Below are 22371 nucleotides of genomic sequence, written 5' to 3'. Positions count from 1 at the left end.
CGGCTGCTCAGGCAGTCCGAAGTTTCAGATAGTTTTCCAAAAGCCGAATAAGGGCCGCGGAGCAAAGGCTGACGAACAGGAAGCCCAGGGCGACGAGAGTGATTGGTTCGAGATAGCGGTAGCTGAAGTTGGCCTTGGCTAGCGCTTCGCCCATAAGGTCGAGGACGGTAATCGCTGATAGTATTGGCGTCTCCTTGAACATCGCGATCACATAATTCCCCAAGGGTGGGATCATCGGGGGGATGGCTTGCGGCAGCACGATTTCCGTCCACGTCTGCCTTTTTGTCAGGTTACAAGCCCGCGCAGCTTCCCATTGCCCGGCTGGAACATTGATGATCCCGGCGCGATAGACCTCTGACACGTAAGTGCCGTAGTGGAGACCGAGGCCAATCGTCCCGGCGACCATGGGAGACAGAACAATTCCGATGTCTGGCAGGACATAGAATAGAAAGTACAGCTGAACCAACAACGGCGTTCTTCTAATGGCCTCTGTCACAAGGACCGCAGAACGGCTAACGAGATTGTTTGAAGACATCTTGGCGATGGCGAAGCATAGACCGATGCTCAAAGCCACAACCGACGAGATCAATGTTATCTTGACTGTGACCACGAGCCCTTTGAGCAAATCGGGCGTGATCTCAGAGACAAATTCCCAACTCCAGATCATGTCCGACCTCAGGTGCTTACGCTTGTGATGCCACGGCCAAAGCGTCTTTCAAGCCACCGCACGAAGCTCGTCAGTACAGACGCGATTAGAAGATAAGTGACCATGATGAGTAGAAAGGGCATGGCGGTGTCGCCCGTTTGGCCTCGTACCACCTGCGCCTGGAACGTCAGCTCCGAGACGGTTATAAGGGACGCAACCGCAGTGCCTTTCATGAGCTCGATTGCAAGATTTCCAAAGCTCGGCAGCATGAACACGACCGCCTGGGGAAGGATCACCCACCAGAGCGCCTGCCACCGCGTCAGGTTTAACGCGACAGTTGCCTCCCGCTGATCGCGACCGACGGCGTTGAGTGCTGCTCGAACGACTTCAGCGCCATAAGCGCCCCCATTTAATCCCAGCGCCAGGACACCGGACTGCAATGGAGATAGAGAAACGCCCACAAATGGCAGAACGAAATAGGCCGCGAACAGTTGGACAAACACCGAGGTGCCGCGGAAGATCTCCACATAGGTTCGCGTCACGGCACGCACGAAGATATTGTCCGCAGTAAGAGCAATACCGGCTAGCATTGCCAGCATCAAAGCGAGCAGGCAGCTCAAGAGCGTAAGTTCGACGGTAGCGAGAGCCCCCGTGAGTACGAACCAACTGTATCCTATTGCAGATTCAAAACTATTCACTTGATGACCTACTTGCCTTGACCGACCGACTTAAACGCGATGGCCTGCGGCGATTATCTTGCGAAGGAAGCTTTTCGTGCGCTCGTGGTGAGGCGACTGAAAGATTTCCGACGGCGGCCCTTCTTCAACGATCTTGCCGCGCTCGAAGAACAGCACTCGATCGGCAAAATCCTTGGCGAAACCCATCTCGTGGGTAACGAGGAGCATCGTCATGTCGGTCTCGTTTCGGAGATTTGTGATGACGTTTAGGACCTCTTCCACCAGTTCCGGATCGAGGGCGGAGGTGATCTCGTCGAGAAGCAGAATCTTTGGCTGCAAAGCCAGAGCACGAGCAATCGCGACACGTTGTTTTTGGCCGCCAGATAATCGTGACGGATACTCATTCGCTTTGTCGACGAGCCCGACGTTTTCCAACATTTGCAGCGCACGTTCTTTGGCTGCCGCCTTCGATAGGCTTCCAGTCAGCACCGGGGCGAGGGCGACGTTCTGAAGAGCGGTTTTATGCGGAAAGAGGTTGAAATGTTGGAATACCATTCCGAAGGCAGCACGCATTTTGCGTAGATGCGCCTCCGACGAAGGCATTTGTTTACCGCCTCTTTGCTCGTGGTTTAGGCAAACGCCATTGACGATCACATCTCCAGCCGTAACCGACTCGAGCGTCATCAAAATTCTAAGGATCGTCGTTTTCCCCGAACCCGATGGACCAATCAGCGCAAGATGCTCACCAGCATTCACTGAGAACGAGAGTTGTTCCAGCACCTTGAGAGAACCATAGCTCTTCTCAACATCCCGGAATTCGATGATGGGCGGGCAATCTGGGGCCTTCGATGCGACATGCAATCCCATTGCGCTGTCTCCTTTCGTGCGATGGCAGCCCAGCAGCACTTTGCTGCTGGGCGTCATCACCTGGAGTGAATTACGGATTGCACATCTCAGCTGCTGACTTGGCATTAGCCAGAATCTTGTAGTTCGTTTGAAGACCATATTTCGCCATGATCTTCTCGAACTCGCCACTGTCCTTCAGCTTTTTCAGGCCTACATTGTAGGCGTCGCGCAGCGCCTTATCCTCTTTATTGAAGGCTGCGGCGGCACAATCGATAGGAGTGTTGGCGATCGGTATGATGGTCTGCAAAGTATCATCACCCGACCGTGCCTTCATATCTATGACACCCGCATCATTGAGGGCGATGGCATCGACGCGCTTGTCTTGCAGCATCTTCACCGCACTGGTGTTGTCGGGATAGGGAACCAGGTTCTCCTGTTTCACTCCGGCTGAGAGCGCATCCCGGGCCTGCAAAGTTCCGGCGCCCACCGCCAGCTTGAGGCCCAGGTCGGCAATTTCCTTATAGCTTTTGAACTTGCCACTCATGTCGGAGCGGATCAGGAAAGCTTGCGCAGTGCAGATGGCCGGTTCAGCGAAATCAACCACGGCGCACCGTTCGGGGCGAATGTTGAGAGAGCCGGCTGAGAGAATTCTTACGCGTTTTGCCTGCAGGGCGGGTATCATAGCCCCGTACTGTATCAGCTCGCCTTTGAAGTTCTTGAACCCGGAAAGCGCCAAGGCGCCTCGATCGATGTCGGGGCCAGCGCCACTCAATGTACCGTCGGGCTTCAACTCCGTATAGGGCGGCTCACCGCCGATGGCGATCGAAATCTCTTGGTTGACGTCGAGATCCTCCGCGATCGCAGCGCTCCCCGCTGTGATTGCCAGGATTGCGGTCAGCACAGTTGCGAGCCCGCGAGGAGCAAAAGAAGACCGCCGTTTTATGTTTGATGCCATTGTTGTTCCCTTTCTGATGGCTCTTCTAGATCGCCGCGCCAGGACATCGATCGGAATTTCCCGCTCCGATGCTCGCTGCTCTTGCCACATACCTAGGAGCGATCCAGCAGGTACATGACGAGAGCTTCGTCTCGACCTAGGGCAGACTGCTGTTTTCGCCGCTGCCGGTAACAAACATGACAATCGGGCAATGTGAAGTCAATTGACTAAATTGTACAATGACATTACGTTCCATCATCTGCTTCCTCTGGTTGCGCCATTCGAAATGGTACAATTTTTGCACATCAAAGGGAGTCGACAACAGGAAGCCAGGGCATGACAATATGGACGCCACTCAACGAACGTCTCACGCCGCCGTATTTTCTCTCGATTGCGGATCGGATCGCCGGAGCCGTCTCTTCTGGGGCTTTGAAGCCAGGCGAGCAGCTTCCGCCGCAAAGGCAGCTTGCCTATAAGCTCGGGGTCTCGTTACCTACTGTGTCTCGAGCGTATGAAGAACTCGCTCGTCGCGGTCTCGTCGCTGGGGAAATTGGACGCGGCACATTTATCAAAGGTCCTAGCGTCAATTCTGAAGCTGTCACGCCATACGCCCCCCTGCGCACTTCCGGATTGATTGACCTGTCGATACTGAAGCCCGTCTCTGACATTCTGCACCTCGAACGTATGAAGGAGACACTTGGGGCGTTAGCTGTCGACTTGCCGCCAAGCACTGTGTTCGGCTCTCGCCCAGGAACTCTTTTCGCGCGTCATCGCTCGATTGCAACTGAATGGCTGAAATATTGCGGTGTCGTTACACATGAGAGGACAGTACATTTGACGAATGGCGGAACGCCCGCCTTGACAGTAGCTTTCATGTCCACCTGTCAGCCCGGCATGACGATCGCTACCGAGGCGACAGGGCTCCACGTGATGCTGCCATTGGCTTCGTATCTTGGTCTAAAGGTTCAGGGTGTCCCCATTGACGAGGAGGGATTGATCCCCGATGCGCTCGAAAGCGTCTGCCAGCAACACGTCATTCGCGCGCTCTTCATGATGCCCAATGCTCTTGGTCCAACCGCATTCATTATGGGCGAACGGCGGCGCAATGCGATTGTGGAGATCGCTCGAAAATATGACTTGCAGATCATTGAGGATGACGCTTTGGGGCCGCTCGTAGACAACAGGCCGCCAACTTTTCAGGCTCTGGCGCCCGAGCGGACCATTTATATCACAAGCTTCACGAAACCCATCATGTCCGGCCTGCGCACGGGTTATCTCGTCGCGCCGGAACGCCTCCTCCCTGCAGTCGAAAATCGTCAAAACGTCACCAGTTGGAGCGCCACACCGCTGATCGCTGAAATCGCAGCAAGGTGGGTCGAGGATGGAACCTGCCAACAATTCGTGGAATGGCAACGCGCAACACTTCTTGAGCGGCACGAGCTGGTTGCCTCTGTTCTCAAAGGTGTTCGGTACAATTCTAACCATGCAAGTCTCCACATATGGCTCCCCCTCGGTGACCGGTTTCCAGAAGATGAGTTTGTCTCACACGCTCGCATGCAGGGCGTGGTCTTGGCGCGCGGCTCAGCATTTGCGATTTCGGAAAATCATCCGGCTGTCCGCGTTTCAGTCGGGTCGACCACGAAAGAGGAACTTCACCGCGGATTGGACGTCATTCATAATTTGCTACACAGCGAACCTGAACCAGTTCTGCTCTGAACTATGTCAAGCCGGTTCTGATGGAATCTGGTCGGCCTGCGTCAGGGTTTACCTGCGAAGCCAATTACAAGGCGACAACAGCGAGACTGTGCCTTGGTGATGGCGCGGTCTGAGTCCGTGATCCTGACAGCAGGCCTCCGCCCGCATCACTCGCGCATTGGGCGCAGGAGGTGCAGGAAATCCCACCCGCCCCGATCTGTGAGGGCGAAAGCCGAATGGCCGAGCTATTCGACCACGACCAAGGTAGCAGGCCCGCGCCAACAGCACCTGGGCGACGTCGGCTGGATAAACATCGCGAAGGAATCATCCGACTTCCCCGGGTGACATCGAAAACCGACACAGCTGTCGGGTTATCAAGATTCCGACACGACCGCGTTATATTAGAAGGGATCCTGCTGTGCGAAAACTTAACCTGAAAGATTGCCAAAATATTTGCTCTGACGTTTCTGTCGGTGCAGTTGGCACGATTGTTGAAGGTCAAAGTCACGACCTGCCTCAGTTTAGCGTGGGAGCAGACGGCAAAAATGGACGCCCATTTGGACGACCAGAGGTTACCGTCGTCGGCTAGAGGTTTTGGAAGGCCCAAGGGCGTCGGACACGATCAGTGGCCGAGAGCCGGATCGGGGGACCGGTGGCGGCGGTCGCTCGCAAGCACGGCGCGAGCGCCTGGCAGGTCTGCGATTGGCGCCGGCGCCTTCGTCAGGGCCAACTGGCGTGCCGGAAAGCATGGCGTTGCTGCCGTTGATGATGGAGGAAAGATCTGCGCGCCCGCGGCGAAGGCTTCGAAACCGGTGCCTGGAGCGGCCACAAGGACAGTGGCCGCTCATCCGTGCAGGGGGTAGCTGCATCTGTCTGACCGAGCGTATTCAAAGGAAAAAATATGACTGTCGCTCCACTACGTTTTGAGGTCTCCGAGTATAAGAGCCGGCTTAAGGCGACCAGAAAGGCAATGGAGCACGAGGGCGTTGATCTTCTTATCGTCACAGATCCCGCAAATATGGCGTGGCTGACCGGTTACGACGGCTGGTCGTTCTATGTGCACCAGTGTGTGCTCGTCCGTCAGGACGAAGATCCCCTCTGGTTCGGGCGGGAGATGGACGCCAACGGCGCCCGTCGTACCATCTACATGGATGAGAGCCGAATAAGATCGTATGCTGATCACTACGTACAATCTTCTCAATATCACCCAATGACCGCACTTGGCTCGCTGATCAAGGATCAGGGTTGGTCCACTGGCGTCATCGGGATTGAAAAGGACAACTACTATTTCACCCATGCAGCCTTCGAGGCGCTTTCTTCGGTGCTTCCGAACGCCGCATTCAAGGACACTACCCGTCTGGTCAGATGGCAGCGGATCGTCAAGTCGGCGCGAGAGATCGAGTACATGCAGACAGCGGGCAAGATCGTAACGGCGATGCACCAACGCGTGGCCGAAGTGCTCCGGCCTGGCGTCAAGCAGTCTGACGTGGTTGCTGAGATCTACGGCACCGCCACTCGTGGCGTTGATGGCTTCTGGGGCGACTACCCAGCGGCAGTTCCAATGATCGGCGCCGGCGTCGACGCCTCCGCACCGCATCTGACCTGGTCCGACCGCACTCTTCGCTCTGGTGAAAGCATTTTCTTCGAACTAGCAGGTGTCCATAAGCGCTACCATTGCCCTCTCTCAAGAACGTTTTACCTTGGAAAGCCGGACCAGAAGTTCGTCGACGCTGAAAAGGCCGTGCTCGAGGGAATGGCGGCCGGCCTTGAGAAGGCCGAACCGGGCAATACCTGTGAAGATGTTGCGGAGGCCTATTACCGCATTGTCGAACGCTATGGATTTAAGAAGCCGAGCCGTACGGGCTACTCGATTGGTCTTGCTTACCCTCCCGACTGGGGTGAACATTCGGCAAGCTTCCGCTTTGGTGACCATACCCAACTGCGCCCTGGAATGACTTTCCACTTCATGTCAGGCCTTTGGTTTGGTGACTGGGGGATAGAGATCACTGAAAGCATTCTGGTCACCGACAAACTGGCGGAATGCTTGGCAAGCTATCCGCGTCAACTGATAGTGATCGAATGATGGGCACACCCATGGGCACGAGCCGCGCCTCGGCAATATTGACCTGCCGGCAGGAAGCGACGATGGGGAGCTCTTCGCTCTCCGCCATGTCCGCCGCTCCGCTAAACACGGGGGCTGCGCGGCGGACACGCCAACGTCACCGCTGAATGCAACGCCATTTTTTGCAGAACTTGACGCACGCAACTCACCCGACCGGCTGTGGCTCGGTCCAACAGAAATCGAAGACCGTCGAGATGCACTGTTTTTTTCGCGGTTGGAAGGCAAGACACGGACTGCTGAGCCAGTCATCGAGCATTGTACGCCGATAGGGGAACCACACCTGTGGATTGTCAGCGTTCGGCAGAGGGAAATTGAATCGAGACCGTGTTAGTCGGCTGACCCCAAGCCTGCAAGATAACCCGCCTTCATTGGTTCGGTCGCCATGTCTGACTATGAACAGATCACCATGTCCCGAATCTGCCATCAGATCCAGAATCTTGTGCGCTTTGCGAGAATATTTGGTTCTTACTTCACGAATTGAGGACAGTATTTTGGCAAATCAATCACTTAGCCCAACGACTTCGTCGGTTGGCACATCCCTTGCGGCGATGTGAACATATACGTCAAAACTCAATCGGAGGAGCCCATAATGTCGCGTCAGATGAAGTTCGTAGCGTTTCTCATGGCGGGGCCCACTTCCCATCACCATGCCATGTGGCGCCATCCGCAAACAGAGAACAGGTTTCTCGACCCAGCGTTCTGGGAAACACTGGCGCGAACGCTCGAGGCCGGCAGATTTGATGCATTCTTCTTCGCCGATGTTCTGTCTTTTTATAACGAAACCGTCATGGCGCGGGGCGGTCAGATGTCGCTGCTCGATCCTGTCCCGCTTGTCGCGGTGATGGCACGGGCAACGTCGCGCATCGGACTCGGTGTGACAATATCGACAAGTTTCCACGAACCCTATGCGATAGCCCGGGTGCTTTCCTCGCTCGATGTCCTCAGCGGCGGTCGCATCGCTTGGAATATCGTGACTTCCGCAATCGAAAGGGAGGCGCACATTCTTGGCAAGGACGCGCTCCTGCCGCGTAGTGAACGCTACGACCGTGCCGAGGAGGTCCTGAAAGCCTGTCTCGACTTGTGGACGGGGTGGCCCGACGGTGCGCTCGTCCTCGACAAGGAAAGCGGCGACTTTATTGATGAGGTAAAGATGCGCCGCACCGAAATCACCGGGAAATATGTCGGGGCAAGGGGCGTGTTCACCGTCCCGCCGAGCCCTCAGGGCTACCCGGTCATTATGCAGGCCGGATCGTCACCGCGCGGCCGCGATTTTGCCGCGAGCCACGCCGAGCTTGTCTTTACGCTTCAACATTCGTTGCCGGACATGCAGGAATTCTATGCCGACCTGAAGGGTCGCGTCGATAAGGCGGGGCGGAATCCCGACGATTGCGCCATTCTCGTTTCGGTAGATCCGATCATCGGCGAAACAGAATCCATTGCCCGCGAGAAACAAGCTTATGTGAATGACTTGGTCGACCCTCGCCTCGGCATCCCTTTCATGTCGACCCATACCGGGCTCGATTTGTCGCAGTATCCGATTGACAAGCCGATTAGCGATATCCCGGCAGAAGCCGGCTCTCGCGGCTCCTTCGATGTCATCCTTCAAGGCACCAAAGCCAGCAATCTCACGCTCGGCGAAGCGGCAAAGCGTTTTGCCACAAGCGAACTTTGCCCGCAAGTCATCGGCACGCCCGAGAACGTGGCCGATCAGCTCCAAGAATTCTTCGACAATAACGGCTGCGATGGCTTCATCGTGACGCCCACAGAAATGCCGGGCTCCTTCGAGGCCTTCACGCGATCGGTCGTGCCAATCCTTCAGAAGCGCGGTTTGTTTCGTAAGGAGTATCCGGGCTCAAGTCTGCGGGAAACGATCAAGGCATAATCAGTGCGGTATCTTTCTTTCACACCAAAGCTGGGGATGAATCCGAACACCCCGCTCATCATCGAACCGCTTGTTGCAGCCCGCGACCACCCGATATCATTTTCGCTCGACCGAGAGCAACGCCTATGCGCGTCATATGCGATGAATACCGACTGCCCCAAAGCGGCCTGAGCTAGTTTCTTTTCAACTTTCGAGGGGATTCAAATGCGCCGACGAAAAATAGTAGCTCTACTACCGGTGGCATTTGACCAGAGTTCTACATTCTTGAGCGAGGCTGATAACTTCGCAGATGTAGTCATCACTCAAAGTGCGAACGAAGCAATACGAGAGTTACAGGATGCTGAAGGATTCTTGCTCTGGGACATTTTTAACCCAGTAATCCGCAACAATCCATTACCTCCAAAACTCAAATGGATCCATATCGCTGGCGTGGGGGTTGATGCCGCCCTGTCGAGTGATCTAGCGTCTGCGGAGATCGTGGTAACCAATACGCGCGGGGTTTTTGAATATCCGATAGCAGAATATGTTCTTGGATTACTGCTGATGGGGGCAAAAGATTTTCGAAACACCATAAAATTTCAGCATGCCAAGGAATGGAAAAGGAGAGAGGCCCTGCCGCTTCGAGGGCAAACTGTGGTCTTGATCGGGCCAGGCGCGATTGGCTTGGAAATTTTTAACCTACTAAGCGCGGTAGGGGTGAATGTAATTGCGGTCGGGCGTCGCCAAGTGATGAATGACCCTCTCTTCGGGCGCAGGCACTCCATGGAGGAACTAGAATATCTCCTTCCTGAAGCAGACGCGGTCATTCTATCTTTGCCGCTAACTTCGGAGACTGCGGGAGTTATGAGCACGACGCGGTTTTCACAAATGAAGCCCGGCTCCTCTTTCATTAACATCGGCCGTGGCGGCTTGGTGGACGAGGACGCATTGCTTGACGCACTCAAAGATGGTCGGATAAGGAGCGCTTTGCTTGATGTCTTTGCCGTGGAACCGCTACCCAAGGGTCATCCTTTCTGGAGTATGGATCAGGTGTTTGTGTCACCTCATATGTCGGCGGACCTCCGTGGCTGGCGAGTCCATGTCGTAGCAAAGTTCATCGAAAATCTTGAGCGCTGGGTGGCAGGACAGCCGCTGGAGAATGTGAACGACAAAACTAGTCGCTTTAGCTGAATAGCAATTGTCCACTCCTATTACTACTGCGGAGTGCTGGTGCCTGTTTCAAATTGTGCGATTCTAAGCAGTGTTCTTCAATCCAAGAAGTCGGGCATATATGGTGACGATGTACAGAACTTACCCCCGATCATGGGCGTGGCAAGGTCATCCCTTATTGATGCTGCGGTAGCCGAAATGACTGTTTTGCGTTTTGTCCTCGCATTGCAAACAGCGTCCGTGGCTGGATTGGCCCTGCTGTCCCCGCTCCTGTGGTCAAACGCGGTAGTCCGTCGGTAGAGCTAAATAATTTGCGCCTGCGCGCGACTGACGGCCGACAAGGCCATTGCCGAACTAATCAACCGGGCAGGAAAGCGAACAGGTCGAGCGGATGGATGGTCGCAGTCACGTGTGCGAGGCTTCCGCAACACGCACGGCATCGCGATCTACAGGGATGGCGAATGGGCCGAGCGCGGCGAAGTCACGTTGGCTGAAGCCGCCTCAATCCGAGCTCCGCGACGGTCCATCGCTGGCTTGCCGCCGTCTGTCATTCCTGCCGAGCAGTAGTGCGAATTGACTTCCATGACCGCAATCAAAGAAGGCACTCAGAAAGGCTAAACTCGACAGTAAAACTGCGCTCAAGAAATCCGCTCGACCGTTTCAGTCGCCGAGCATTTGATTAGCTGGGATAACTCGCCTCGAGTTAGCCAAATGAGCCAGTCATCATCTTCGATGTCTCGATCAGGTAAAGTCAAGACGGACCCATGTGCTTCTTTGTGAAGATAGCCGTATTGATCGGCGATTCCCTTTTGGATAAGCCAAGTAGGCACAAGAGCATAGATGAAATCGGGGGACCATTTCGCCCATGCCAGCCCAAAAGCGACTCCTGCAAGCGTGGGTGCTAAGCCCAGCCCTCTAAGGTCACGCCGGAGCCATAAATCACCGTGATACGCTACGATCCCGCTTATGATCCGAGCAGTCGGCGCGACACAAACACACGACGAACCCGGGCCGGCATGCCTTGCAGGATCCACATAGCAGGCTTTCAGTGACTCGAGATGGTCCGCCAAGTTCGTAGGCGTCAGATCATCCACACGAAGCGCCTGGACGTGCGCTACTTTCCCGAATTTATCTTCTCCAACGACCCAAAACGCCTGGCCGGGCCTATGCTGTGAACAATCCGGGCGGAAGTTCGGAAAGGTAGGATATTTCCCGGCAAGCTTACTTGTAATTGAAAGGTACTCCTCAAAATCTTCCCCCATCCTGAATTGCACGCCCGCTTTGCGGGCCTTTCGGTCAAGCGAACAGAGATATGTTGATACCTCAAGGGTCGTTGCGTCGTCATGCATTGCAGGTACTCTTACCGTTGGATTGATAATGCACTGAACATCAGGGCCAATTGTCGCGAGCTTCTCGTTTCGCAATGTCGTAGACATGCGAGCCACCGGACAGCCAGCCACGGGAGATCCATCGAATGACGGGCCGCCATACCTTTCTGGTTGCGGCTGGGCTCCTGTAGGGTCAGTGTAATGCGGCTAGAATGGTGACCGACGGCGGAGGCGAAGGACCCGTATCTCGCTGCCGACGTAGATTGAGCACCCTGGAGCGACTTGAGGTCGCCGGTCGCATCATGCACCTCGCGCCCCCCAACTGCACGCTTTCCCCGTCGTCTGAACCCGCCGGGCTGTCAGATTCTCCTTATTGAAATCCCTTACAATCATGATTCACCTCTTATGCTGCCGTGGCCGCTGTGTGGCCGATCACGCTGTCGATAGCGTCCTCAAGGATGTCGAGACCTTGGCTAAGTTGATCCTTCCCAATGACGAGAGGTGGCAGACACTTCACGACCTCGTCTTTCGGACCAGCGGTCTCGACAATGAGGCCATTCTGAAAGGCAGTGCTGATGACCTGACTGGCAACCTCGCCAAACTTCAGATCAATGCCTCGCATCATGCCACGACCCTTGGCTGACGCTCGGCCTGGGTCGTACTTCTGCGCGATCTGCTCGAGTCGGCTTTTCAGCAGATTGCCTTTCTCCTCGACCGACGTCGCAAAGCTGTCTGTCCGCCAGAAGTGCTCAAGGGCCGCCCGGGCGGTCACGAAAGCATGGCAATTGCCGCGGAATGTGCCGTTGTGCTCTCCCGGCCCCCACCTGTCGAGTTGTCGGTCGATAAGAACGAGAGCCATAGGCAGGCCATAGCCCGATATCGATTTGGCCATCGTGACAATGTCCGGGCGGAGACCGGCCGCCTCGAAGCTGAAGAACGCATCGGTCCGGCCAACGCCGACCTGGATGTCATCGACGATCAGCAGAGCTCCGTGCTTGCGCGCAATGGCCGCCACCTTGCGCAGCCACTCCGTACCGGCGACATTCAGGCCGCCTTCGCCCTGAACTGTCTCGACAATCACCGCCGCCGGCGTGTCCACGCCGCTGGAGGGATCCGAAAGCAGGTGATCAAGGTAATCGGCGGTGTCTACAGCGGACCCAAGATAGCCGTCATAGGGTAGCCGCGTGACGCCGCCGAGCAGCTGGCCGGCGGCAGCCCGGTGGTATCGGTTGCCGGTGCAGGAGAGAGCGCCAAGGCTCACACCATGAAAGCCGTTGGTGAAGGCTATAATGTTGGACCGACCAGTGATCTTGCGCGCCAGCTTGAGCGCAGCCTCGACCGCGTTAGCGCCGGTTGGACCGGGAAACTGAACGACGTAGTCCAGTTGCCGGGGCTTGAGGATCGTCTCGTGGAATTCTCGCAGAAAAGATCCCTTGGCTTCGTTATACAGATCGAGGCCATGGGTGATGCCGTCGCCCGCAATGTAGTCTACGAGCGCGGACTTCAGCTCGGGGGGATTGTGCCCATAGTTTAGACTCGAGCAGCCCATGAGAAAGTCGAGATAGGCTGTCCCATCGCGCGCAAACAGCTGAGCCCCTCGCGCCGTCGCGAAAACGACGGGAAAGCTGCGGGCGTAGCTGCGCACTTCGGACTCGAGATGGTTGAAGATCGCAAATTCCTGCTCGCCATCTGGTGGACTTCGGTCAGTCATCGTTGCCTCCTTATTTAAGTATTGGCTTGGCAGGTCGGCGGGAATGCCTAGTTCGCGGTCGAACCAGGGAGCTTGCCGGATTGGTGCACCCAGGTCCTGAGCCACAGCTGCGAAGAACAACTTAGACGAACACAAGTGCCGCGCCTCGCGTCGCGTTTCACGAAGAGGACTTCTCAAGAGTCATGCCAATTGCCGAGGGAGCGTTAGAAATATTTTTCTGAGTTGTTGTTCAATGATTTGACCCCGAGTGCAGCAGGCAACCGGGGCGAAAACAATGTGTCGCGGGTTCGACAAACACGACAGTAGGTGTCGGTCGCCCGGCGTTTTCTCAGGAATGACGTTTAAAAAGCGGGACCGGTAGCGGATCATCTTGCGACTGAGAACGGAGCAGGTCCGCCGCTCCGACAGGCGTTCAGCTTTATCGTCGATCAGCGGGCCGCGCCGACGAGCTTCACCGCGGACATTGACGAAAACGGCAAGGGACGATGCTCTGGCCAATCGCCGGCAAAAAAAGATCGGATGGTTGGGGCTCCGGCGGCCTGCCTGCATGGGAGTAGCGGGAGGTCGGTCTTCCAGGCAGGCTCCAACGGTTCAACCGGTCAGGAGGTCTGCCATGGGCCTGTTCGTCGGTCTTGATGTTTCCGTTCGCGCCACCAGCGTCTGCGTAATGGACACGGGTGGCAAACTCATTCGAGAGAGCAAGGTGGAGACCGAGCCGGAGGCGATCGGCGCCCTGCTTCGCGCGATTGGCGGCCCCTACAAGCGCGTCGGCCTTGAGGCCGGTCCACTCTCGCAATGGCTCTACAGTGGCCTGTCGGCCGCAGGCTATCCGGTGATCTGCGTCGAGACGCGGCACATAAAGGCCGCGCTCTCGGCTCAGGGTCTGGCTACATCCAGGCAGAGATATTTGAGGTCCGTAAAGGCTTCGAGCCCGTGGCGCGAGCCCTCGCGGCCGATGCCGGACTGCTTGACGCCGCCGAAGGGTATCGGTGCGCCGGTGATCTTGACGCGGTTGATGGCGACCATGCCGTAGTCCAGCGCGCGGCCCATGCGCTGCTGGCGGGCGCCGTTCTCGGTCACGACATAGGCGACGAGGCCATATTCAGTGGCATTGGCACGGGCGATGACCTCGTCCTCGCTGTCGAACGGCGTCACCGCGGCGACCGGCCCAAAAGTCTCCTCGCGCATGATCAGCGCCTCATCGGGCACATCGACAAGCAGCGTCGGCTGGTAGAACAGCGATCCTGCCGCGTGAAGTCTTCCGCCGACAAGGCAGCGCGCGCCATGGCTCTGCGCGTCAGCAACCTGTTCCTCAACCTTTTTGACGGCTCGCTCGTGCATCAGCGGTCCGATGTCAGTTTCGTCGGCAAGCCCGTTGCCGACGCGCAAGGTCTCTACGCGACGCGCGAAAGCGGCGCAGAACCGATCATAGATTGGCCGCTGAACGTAGATGCGGTTGGCGGCGAGGCAGTCCTGGCCGGAAGTGGCGAATTTGGCGTCGATGGCGATGCTCACGGCCTTGTCGAGGTCGGCGTCGGCAAAGACGATCAGCGGCGCGTGGCCGCCGAGCTCCATCACTAGGCGCTTCATCGTCGGCGCGCTCTGCGCCGCGATCAATCGGCCGATCTCCGTCGAGCCGGTGAAGCTCATGGCGCGTAGGCGCGGGTCCTCGCACATCCGTGCGACAATGATAGATGCGTTTCCAGTGACGACGTTGAAGACGCCGGCCGGCAGTCCCGCGCGCTCGCCGAGCTCGGCCAGCGCCAGTGCCGACAGTGGCGTTTCCGAAGACGGGTGGGCGACGATGGTGCACCCGGCCGCTAGTGCGGCAGCCGCCTTGCGGGTCAGCATCGCCGAGGGAAAGTTCCACGGCGTGACGACGCCGACGACGCCGAGCGGCTCGCGCAGCACCATCATTCCCGCGTTCGGCAGATGGCTGGTGACGCTTTCGGCGTTGAGGCGTTTGGCTTCCTCGGCGTACCACTCGACAAAGGACGCGGCGTAGTCGATTTCGCCCAGCGATTCCTTGAGCGGCTTGCCCTGCTCGAGTGTCATCAGTAGCGCCAAATCGTCCCTGGCGGTGATGATCAGCTCGAACCATTTTCGCAATATCCTCGAGCGCTCTTGCGGCAGCAGAGCTCGCCAGACCGGAAAGGCGCGCGAGGCGGCCTCGATCGCCTTTGTTGTCTGTCCGGCATCGAGCGCCGCGACAAAGGCGACAGTCGCACCGCTGGCCGGATCGGTGACTTCAAAACTTTCGGCGGCCTCGCTCGCCGTCCACTGGCCATCGACATAAGCGAGCTCGCGCAGCAGCCGGCGGTCGCAGAGGCGGTCGAGCGCGTCATGGCGGATCGTGCGAGCAAAGTGCGCGGACATTGTCGAAGCCTCCCGGGTCGGGCTGATACGGGAAGATTATTCGACATGGGCAGACAGAGAGGCTGTTTGGATGGCTGCCCGTAGAGAGATTCTCTCTATTGTACGTTATCGCAGGAGGATATCTCTGGAGGTCCGGCTACCATTGCGCGGGCAGCAAGTCGGCCAAGGGCAAGACGGTCTCATCCTTGACCGTCTTGGTAACAATGTAGGTGAAGTAACGATCGATGCCGATCTCGCGCTCGAGCAAGCTATCGACCAGCCGCTGATAGGCGTCGATGTCGCGCGCTATTACCTTAAGCACATAGTCCACACCGCCGCCCACGGACCAGCAGGCCACGATCTCACAGATGTCGCGGATGACGCGCTCGAAGCGATCGAAATCGGTCTGGCGGTGGTTGGCCAGCGTCACCTCCATCAGCACGGTGGCGACAGGCGCGACCACGCGCATGGCGATACGGGCGTGATAGCCAGAGACGATGCCGGCCTTTTCCAGCTTGCGCAGTCGCATCCAGCAAGGGGTCGGCGACAGACCGACCTTGTCGGCCAGCGCCAGCTTGGTGATGCGCCCGTCGCGCTGTATGGCGTCGAGGATTTTGAGATCGATCGGATCGAGTTTAAGGAACGTCATGCTAAGTATCCATTCGGCGCACTTATATCAGTTCAATTTCCGGCCTGTAGCATGCTTCGTCGTCAGCGCCGATCGGAATGTGATGCGCTCCAGTCGCGCGTTGTTAAACTCCTTCTCCATTCTTAAGAAAACACCGGGCAACCGACACCTACTGTCGTGTTTGTTGGATCCGCGACACATTGTTTCGCCTTGGTTGCCTGCGGCACTCGGGTCAAATCTTTGAACAAACCTCAGTAAACTATTTCTAAGGCGCCTTCGGCGCAATTGGCATGACTTTTGAGACGTCCTCTTCGTGAAACGCTATGCCGGGCGGCACCGATGTTCGTCCAAGTTGAGCTGTGGCTCGGACCAGCGCCAATCCGGCAAGCTCCCTGGTTCGACCGCGAACTAGGCATCCCCGCCGGTCTATACCCAAATAGGGAGGCAACGATGACTGACAAAAGTAAACCGGATCGCGAGTAGGAATTTGCGATCTTCCACCATCTGGAGTCCGAAGTGCGCAGCTATGGATGGCCGCTGGTGCTGCGAGTTGAGACAACTCACCGAAAGGATTTTGAGGTGAAAACTCTTGCCTAACCGCGAGCCTAGCGCCCACACTGTCGAGAAGATCGGAGGCACGTCGATCTCCAACACCGCTGCCGTACTCAAGAACGTCCTAATCGGAGGACGCAAGGGGAGCGCACTCTACAACCGGATATTCGTCGTATCCGCTTATAGTGGAATGACCGATCTGCTCCTCGTGCACAAGAAAACTGGCAAGCCCGGCGCCTATGCGCGTTTGCGGGCGACAGATCGAGATCGGCTTTGGTCGAAGCGATCGCAGAGGTCCATCGTGAGATGAGGAGGATCAATGCGGAAGTCTTCGGCCGCTCGCCGGAAAGGCACGTCGCCGATGATTTCGTTCGCGACCGCATCGAAGGAGTGCGCGGCTGCCTGTTGGATCTGCAGCGGCTTTGCTCAAATGGCCCCTTCAGGCTCGAAGAGCACTTGAATACCGTGCGCGAGGTTCTCGCCGCGCAGGGCGAAGCCCACAGTTCCCACAACACGGCACTCCTCCTCAGGACACTTGGCGTGGAGGCGGTCTTCGTGGACATGACGGGCTGGCGTGACGAAACCGAGACAAGCCTTGACGAGCGCATCGAGACGGCGCTATCCGCGATCGACCTCGGCAAGCAGCTGCCGATCATCACGGGCTACAGCCGATGCCCAGCTGGTCTGGTGCAGCTCTATGGCCGTGGCTACACCGAGTTTACATTCGCCCGGATCGCCGTACTCACAGGCGCCAAGGAGGCAATAATCCACAAGGAGTACCCTCTTTCGACAGCCGACCCCAAGATTGTCGGCATTGAACGGGTCCGCACCATCGGAGCGTGGAGCGCTAAGGCTGAGCCGATGATTGACTTGCACAGCGTCACCACCGGCATCGTGGAACCTCGAGCATGTCGCAGACTCCCGGTTGCGCGAAAATCGCCGTGACGGCTGGTAAAACATCGGCCCTGGTCGATCGCGGGATCGTCGTTTCCTAAGAGACCGTCTGGAGGGGCCTTGATGCGGCACCGGCTGAAAGCGCGGCCGAGCAGCCTCATAAACGGACCCGACGCCTTGGCGGCTGCCCAAGCAAAGCGGTGAAGCGTTCGTCCCTCCCGGCTCCATCACTGGTCGAACCTACCGTTGGCCGTTCGCTCTACGCTTGGAAAATTATTTTCAGAGTTTCGCTATTTGTGCAAATGGAAAAAAATGTTTGGCATTGCGGTACTGCGTCGGCGGATCGAAGGCGAGGGAGTGGGTTCCTTTCGTAGATGTCGACTGCCTAGTCGATCCGAGCCGATTCATGAATGCCTGCGGGTGGTCTCCAGCGGCACCGCTGGAGCAACGTTCGGTGACGTTTTATAGACGCTCGAGAGCCGTGGCGCACTGGGCAGAAGACGGCTGGAAACCTCTGACCTCGCATCGACCTTGAGGAAACCCTTCCCTGGAATTGGATACCTGTCAGCTCACCTAACCGAGGCCGCTTTATGGCGACAATAACCCACGTTTTCACGATCGACTACGTTTCCCAGATGATTGAGGAGGATCTCGAACTCCTTCAAGCGATCGTCAGCAACGATGACAATCTCAGCTATGGCAGCATCATCAGTGTCCATGACGGTAGGGAGGAGGCGATAACCGCTCTCACCGACGACGGCATTGACGAGCTAAGACAGATGCTTGCCGATGCTCGCCGTTCGGCCGAAAAGTGGAACGACTTCCTTGATGACTGCGTCCTAGGATCCGGCATCATCGCGCGCATCCAGGCGAAGTCTCGGGCGTAAGGCCGACCGGCTGCGGCATAGTTGAGGACAAGCCGATCAGTATGGTTACCTTTGCCGCCACCTCGTCCAGAGTAGCGGTAAGCCGGTTTATCTGCGAGGCGGTTGCAGCCAGCTCCGGGCCGTAACGGGTCACGAGATATTCCCGGTTCTGGCTAAGGGAGTGAAGATGTTTGGCGGTTTTTGCGCGAAGGCGCAGCCCCGCTTCCAAGGCGAGCCCCGTGCGCGCCGACAGGTCATGCTGCATTTTGCGGATCTGATTGGGGCTGTGCCCACGGTGAAGCAATAGCGCGGTCAAATAGAGTTCGATCGCATGGATCGCCGACAACCTGAACGGCGCTCGAGTGAGCGGTTTGCCTGGCCGGCCGAGCTGAAGCAGCATGGTTGCCGCCTTGCGGTACTCTTCCGCAAGTTCGTGGACCTGCAGCGAGGAGGCCAGCTCTCCTGGGTATTTTCGTTCTTCAATCTCCATTCATGCAATCTCCATTCATGCAATTAAAATGCCACACAGAAATTTTGGTAAAGAGCAAAACAATCTTATTCTTCGGCACTCTCCATTTCTTGGCGTCGCTATCGTAATCCGAGCAAGACCCGCCGCGGTGTGGTCTGGGATCGAGGCGACCGTAGTGGTTCTCGACGGATGAAAGGGCACATGCCTCGCATGGCTTGTCGTTGCCTCGCCGATCGGCGCCGGAAGAGATCAGGCAAATGGCCGATGGCATCATCGCTCGCGTTTTCCTCTTGAAGGGTCATCGCGCCGACAACACATTGTGCGACGATTGGCGGGGTCGATGGGGCCCCGCCTTACGTGAACTGACGGTTCAGCAGGTCGGGAGGAACAAATGAAGGCCGAGGCTTTCGACAGCCCCATTTTCGTGAAGCGCTCCAACTACATCGTACAAGAGATTGCAAGTCTTGGGCGGCGAAAACTCCCGACCGACTCTTCGCCCGTCCCGCAGGCGCTCCCGCTCGAAATTGCGGGCCATCGCAGAAGGCCGCCCGATCATGACGGCGACCGTCGCGAACAGCACGACCGAGCGTGCGCACGTTGGGCTCGGAGCCAAAGCTTGTTCTTTGGTCACGCGCTGGCCTGGCAACCGAAGCGTTACGGTCGACTTCGAGGGCGGCCAGTTGGCGGCGACAAGGCAGCTGCGGAAGCCGGTTTTGGGTCGGTCCAGCAACCCTAACGCTTCAGCCGCAATTCTCGCCTGATCATGACCGCTATCGTGGTGGACGTAGCAAAGGCATAGACGACCAACTGCACCGCTGTACCGACGCCAGTTCCTAACAGCCAAGCCAAGGCCATTACCAGAACACTTATCGCGCCTGCCGAAGTCAAGAAAATCACGAACGCCTCGATGATCGGTGCGAGATAGTCGAGGAAGGTATCGTTCCGGTCCATGACCTGCCCTTTCACCGGATGCCTTGGCTCTTGCAATAGGAAATGATGGCGGCGCCGTCGGTTTCCGCGCCGGCTATTTCTCTAAGAACAAACTCGGCCTGCGCTGTCTGCCTATAAGTGGCCAGAACGCCCACAAACGGCGTCTCGCCGGCGTAACCGCCGAAACCGTTCTTCGCGTTGACCAAGCCGCAAGCCAGAACAACTCCCTCCTGGACACCGGGATAAGGAACCGCTTTGATTGGCCCAAACTTCGCGCTGTCGGGGTCTTTCAGTTGGACGCTCACGCTGCGTTTGATCGCGGCCAGCTCAATCTCGTTCAGCTCATAGGCTTCTTGAGCCACTGCCGCCGATGCAAAGGCAACGGAAGCGGCGAAGACCGCGGCTTTGAAAGTGATCATGAGATTGCCCCCGTGGTAAAGGAAGATGCCGTGTTTCTGGACCCGGCGCAATGCTTATGCGCACCGGGCTCAGTGGTTCTCCTTCGAGTATTTCGATGGTATCGTCGCCGCCTTTGAATTGATGGGGGAAGCATCGCATGCGCTATGGCTGGGTTCTGGTGGCAATGCTCATCGTCACCGGGTGTAACAGCAGTTCGGACCAGTGGAAGGCGACGTCACCGTCTTTCCAAAATCGGTTCGAGCAGGCGAAGGCAATCTGCAGGGGAAGATCAGCAAACAACTTCGCCAGCGCAAATGGGGGCCTCTTGACCCGGGCAATTACCTCGGACGAGGTGTTTCGGGGCTGTATGGCCGAACAGGGTTTTGTCTCTAAATAGACTTCATCGAACCGAGTCCGAGGGCAGCGCGCCTGACCGATAATTCGCGCAGGCATCGGCCGGACAATCGCGTACCTTCCTCAGCCGCGATCAGAAGGCGGCGGCACCAGAGGCTCTCGCCGTTACCATCGCCGCACGAAGCCGCTGGCAGCTGTGGATGGCATCGACGGTGACGTTTCCACTGGCCAAGAAATGTATCGCATCGTTTATCACGACATGATTGGCCCGGCCTGACCAGTCCTGACAGACAATAAGATCAAAGCCAGAACAGCGGCGCTTGTGGCATAGCAGAACAGGGATCGTGCCGGAACATGGCGGGAACATTTTTGGCCCAGCGCATTAGCGTTCCCGTGCGCGATGTCGCCACGATGTTAATCGGGTGCAAAGCCGTTAACGGGGTCATCCGGAGCACGAGGGAATCCTGGGCGAAAACATTGATTTCGTCGTTCCGCGAGCCCGATCCAGGCGGGCGGACAGATCGAGCATAGGAAGGATATTCCGAAGGTCGACAATTGAAGACGGCTCAGAGAGCCGTTGATCAAAGCCGCCATGTCACAGCTGATGGCCGGTCGATTTGAGGGAAACTATCTATTGCATCAGAACTCGATAAACCCTGATCTTCGATAATGGTTATGTGGCTGGGACAACATGGCTGAGAATGACTATGACACGTTTGCAGCGGCTTATGAGGTTGATAACGAGAACAACGCTTGGAATGCATACTACGAACGGCCGGCCATCCTTTCGATGGTGGGTAACGTCGAGGGGCTTCGGGTGCTCGATGCTGGATGCGGCGGCGGTGCCCATGCCAAGGCACTTGTCGACCGAGGGGCAATCCTGACCGGTATCGACTCGAGTACGGGTTTGCTCGAAATCGCCCACCGTCGCCTTGAGAGCCGGGCACGTTTGTTGGTCGCTGATCTGAACGAACCGCTGCCCTTCGACGACGGTGCCTTCGATTTGATCCTCGCCTCGCTCGTCATGCACTATTTGCCTGACTGGTCACGACCGCTTTCGGAATTCAACCGTTTGCTGCCCCCAAGGCGGCCGGCTGTTTTGTCCACACACCATCCTTTCATTGATCACCAGCTGGCGGGTCGCGAGAACTATTTCGAGACCTATAGCTTCACCGAAACCTGGCAGCGCGGCGGCAAGCCGATGACGATGCGCTTCTGACATCGCCCACTTCACGTCATGTTCGAATCCTGAGGCCCGCTCATGCTTTCCGGCGGCATATCAGGACCTCACGACCAAGCCGCGATTTCTCTTCTTCTCGGCGGCGAAAGCATGGGTGCCGCTGCGTTCGATGGCAGCTCAGGTTCCCCCTAACGGGGTCGTCAACCGGCATGCACCATACATATCGAGACTTTTAAACCGAGGTTCACTAATGATCCGCTAGGATATGGCGTGAGCAGCAGGGGCGAACGTGCTGCTAGCGGGGTCATCCATTGGGCATTCTGCAAAATGCACGTCGGACGCGGGTTTATATTCCCAGCGAAGGTCCGACGAGTTGGCAAGCATTCCTCGCCGAACCTGAGAGGCAATGGCGAACCGGCTACTCGGCAAAGACGCTTGCTCATTGTTGGGAAAGTGCTGACGGCTTGCCGGCTGAAGTCGCGCAGATGTTCGATGGCCCGGCCGAGCTACTGCTGGCCTTGCCCGAGCACAGGGTGCCACTCGAGGGCGGCAACCGTGACAGCCACAAACAGATGGGCGATGCTTGCGAGATGATCGTTGCCGCGGAGCTCACGCTCGCCGGCATCCCTGCTTTGAAAGTTCCCGACAACTGGCCCGGTTACGATGTGATCGCGCAGCCATTCGACCGGCCAGCGCAACGCGTTTCGGTAAAGTCGCGGACATTCAAGCGCGGTGCCGCCTATGTCGGCTACAA

Annotated in this window: 18 protein-coding genes and 1 pseudogene; 8 read left to right on the top strand and 11 right to left on the bottom strand. The window is 57.3% G+C overall.

The features are described from left to right. Positions 1 to 7 precede the first annotated feature (7 nt). The 4 genes from ehuD to ehuB all read right to left on the bottom strand — a co-directional run bounded on the left by ehuD (position 8) and on the right by ehuB (position 3124). Complete coding sequence (ehuD, locus tag AC04SF_RS34930) at positions 8 to 667, bottom strand: ectoine/hydroxyectoine ABC transporter permease subunit EhuD (protein WP_488481484.1); 660 nt, start codon at positions 665 to 667, stop codon at positions 8 to 10. An 8-nt stretch (positions 668 to 675) separates the two neighbouring features. Further along, on the bottom strand, positions 676 to 1323 hold the full coding sequence (ehuC, locus tag AC04SF_RS34925) for an ectoine/hydroxyectoine ABC transporter permease subunit EhuC (protein WP_488481522.1): 648 nt from the start codon (positions 1321 to 1323) through the stop codon (positions 676 to 678). A gap of 51 nt (positions 1324 to 1374) precedes the next feature. Next, the gene (ehuA, locus tag AC04SF_RS34920; RefSeq protein ID WP_488481483.1) at positions 1375 to 2190 is read right to left on the bottom strand and encodes an ectoine/hydroxyectoine ABC transporter ATP-binding protein EhuA; all 816 of its coding nucleotides are present in this window, start codon (positions 2188 to 2190) and stop codon (positions 1375 to 1377) included. Positions 2191 to 2260: 70 nt separating this feature from the next. After that, positions 2261 to 3124: an ectoine/hydroxyectoine ABC transporter substrate-binding protein EhuB gene (gene ehuB, locus AC04SF_RS34915; protein ID WP_488481482.1), complete on the bottom strand. Its 864-nt coding sequence runs from the start codon at positions 3122 to 3124 to the stop codon at positions 2261 to 2263. Between the two features lie 315 nt (positions 3125 to 3439). Between ehuB and ehuR the strand changes: the two genes are divergently transcribed. The 4 genes from ehuR to AC04SF_RS34895 all read left to right on the top strand — a co-directional run bounded on the left by ehuR (position 3440) and on the right by AC04SF_RS34895 (position 9972). Next, a complete protein-coding gene (gene ehuR, locus AC04SF_RS34910) occupies positions 3440 to 4819 on the top strand; it encodes a MocR-like ectoine utilization transcription factor EhuR (protein WP_488481481.1) in 1380 nt (459 codons plus the stop codon). Positions 4820 to 5699: 880 nt separating this feature from the next. Then, positions 5700 to 6881, top strand: a complete 1182-nt coding sequence (locus AC04SF_RS34905) for a M24 family metallopeptidase (protein WP_488481480.1) — start codon at positions 5700 to 5702, stop codon at positions 6879 to 6881. A 628-nt stretch (positions 6882 to 7509) separates the two neighbouring features. Further along, positions 7510 to 8802, top strand: coding sequence for an LLM class flavin-dependent oxidoreductase (locus tag AC04SF_RS34900; protein ID WP_488481479.1), 1293 nt, complete (start codon positions 7510 to 7512; stop codon positions 8800 to 8802). Between the two features lie 264 nt (positions 8803 to 9066). Further along, positions 9067 to 9972 carry a D-2-hydroxyacid dehydrogenase gene (locus AC04SF_RS34895; RefSeq protein WP_488481478.1) on the top strand — a complete coding sequence of 302 codons (906 nt, stop codon included), beginning with the start codon at positions 9067 to 9069 and terminating at the stop codon, positions 9970 to 9972. Between the two features lie 617 nt (positions 9973 to 10589). Here the strand turns inward: AC04SF_RS34895 and AC04SF_RS34890 are convergent. The 4 genes from AC04SF_RS34890 to AC04SF_RS34875 all read right to left on the bottom strand — a co-directional run bounded on the left by AC04SF_RS34890 (position 10590) and on the right by AC04SF_RS34875 (position 15994). After that, positions 10590 to 11300: a hypothetical protein gene (locus AC04SF_RS34890; protein ID WP_488481477.1), complete on the bottom strand. Its 711-nt coding sequence runs from the start codon at positions 11298 to 11300 to the stop codon at positions 10590 to 10592. Positions 11301 to 11682: 382 nt separating this feature from the next. Further along, positions 11683 to 12990, bottom strand: a complete 1308-nt coding sequence (gene ectB / locus AC04SF_RS34885; RefSeq protein WP_488481476.1) for a diaminobutyrate--2-oxoglutarate transaminase — start codon at positions 12988 to 12990, stop codon at positions 11683 to 11685. A gap of 876 nt (positions 12991 to 13866) precedes the next feature. After that, positions 13867 to 15366 carry an NAD-dependent succinate-semialdehyde dehydrogenase gene (locus tag AC04SF_RS34880; RefSeq protein ID WP_488481475.1) on the bottom strand — a complete coding sequence of 500 codons (1500 nt, stop codon included), beginning with the start codon at positions 15364 to 15366 and terminating at the stop codon, positions 13867 to 13869. 136 nt (positions 15367 to 15502) lie between these two features. Then, positions 15503 to 15994 (bottom strand): Lrp/AsnC family transcriptional regulator, encoded by a 492-nt coding sequence (locus AC04SF_RS34875; protein WP_488481474.1) that lies wholly within the window; start codon positions 15992 to 15994, stop codon positions 15503 to 15505. Positions 15995 to 16798: 804 nt separating this feature from the next. On the opposite strand from AC04SF_RS34875, the gene AC04SF_RS34870 reads away from it, so the two are divergent. Next, a complete protein-coding gene (locus AC04SF_RS34870) occupies positions 16799 to 17470 on the top strand; it encodes an amino acid kinase family protein (protein WP_488481473.1) in 672 nt (223 codons plus the stop codon). A gap of 539 nt (positions 17471 to 18009) precedes the next feature. Continuing rightward, on the top strand, positions 18010 to 18306 hold the full coding sequence (locus AC04SF_RS34865) for a protein-tyrosine phosphatase family protein (RefSeq protein WP_488481472.1): 297 nt from the start codon (positions 18010 to 18012) through the stop codon (positions 18304 to 18306). On the opposite strand, the gene AC04SF_RS34860 is transcribed toward AC04SF_RS34865, so the two are convergent. The 3 genes from AC04SF_RS34860 to AC04SF_RS34850 form a co-directional block, all read right to left on the bottom strand. Continuing rightward, complete coding sequence (locus AC04SF_RS34860) at positions 18272 to 18775, bottom strand: HEPN domain-containing protein (protein WP_488481471.1); 504 nt, start codon at positions 18773 to 18775, stop codon at positions 18272 to 18274. The genes AC04SF_RS34865 and AC04SF_RS34860 overlap by 35 nt on opposite strands. A 711-nt stretch (positions 18776 to 19486) precedes the next feature. Next, on the bottom strand, positions 19487 to 19705 hold the full coding sequence (locus AC04SF_RS34855) for a hypothetical protein (RefSeq protein ID WP_488481470.1): 219 nt from the start codon (positions 19703 to 19705) through the stop codon (positions 19487 to 19489). 11 nt (positions 19706 to 19716) lie between these two features. Continuing rightward, a complete protein-coding gene (locus AC04SF_RS34850) occupies positions 19717 to 20103 on the bottom strand; it encodes a hypothetical protein (RefSeq protein WP_488481469.1) in 387 nt (128 codons plus the stop codon). A 1025-nt stretch (positions 20104 to 21128) separates the two neighbouring features. Between AC04SF_RS34850 and AC04SF_RS34845 the strand changes: the two are divergent. Both AC04SF_RS34845 and AC04SF_RS34840 read left to right on the top strand, forming a co-directional pair. Further along, a pseudogene (locus tag AC04SF_RS34845) lies at positions 21129 to 21768 on the top strand (class I SAM-dependent methyltransferase); the annotation flags it as partial. A 160-nt stretch (positions 21769 to 21928) separates the two neighbouring features. Then, positions 21929 to 22371: DUF6946 family protein (locus AC04SF_RS34840; RefSeq protein ID WP_488481468.1), on the top strand; the 443-nt coding region annotated here is incomplete at its 3' end.

This window comes from Mesorhizobium sp. CNPSo 4671, from assembly GCF_057784245.1.
Note: the sequence above shows the minus strand (reverse complement) of the source record. Positions and strands in the feature narration are given on the sequence as shown.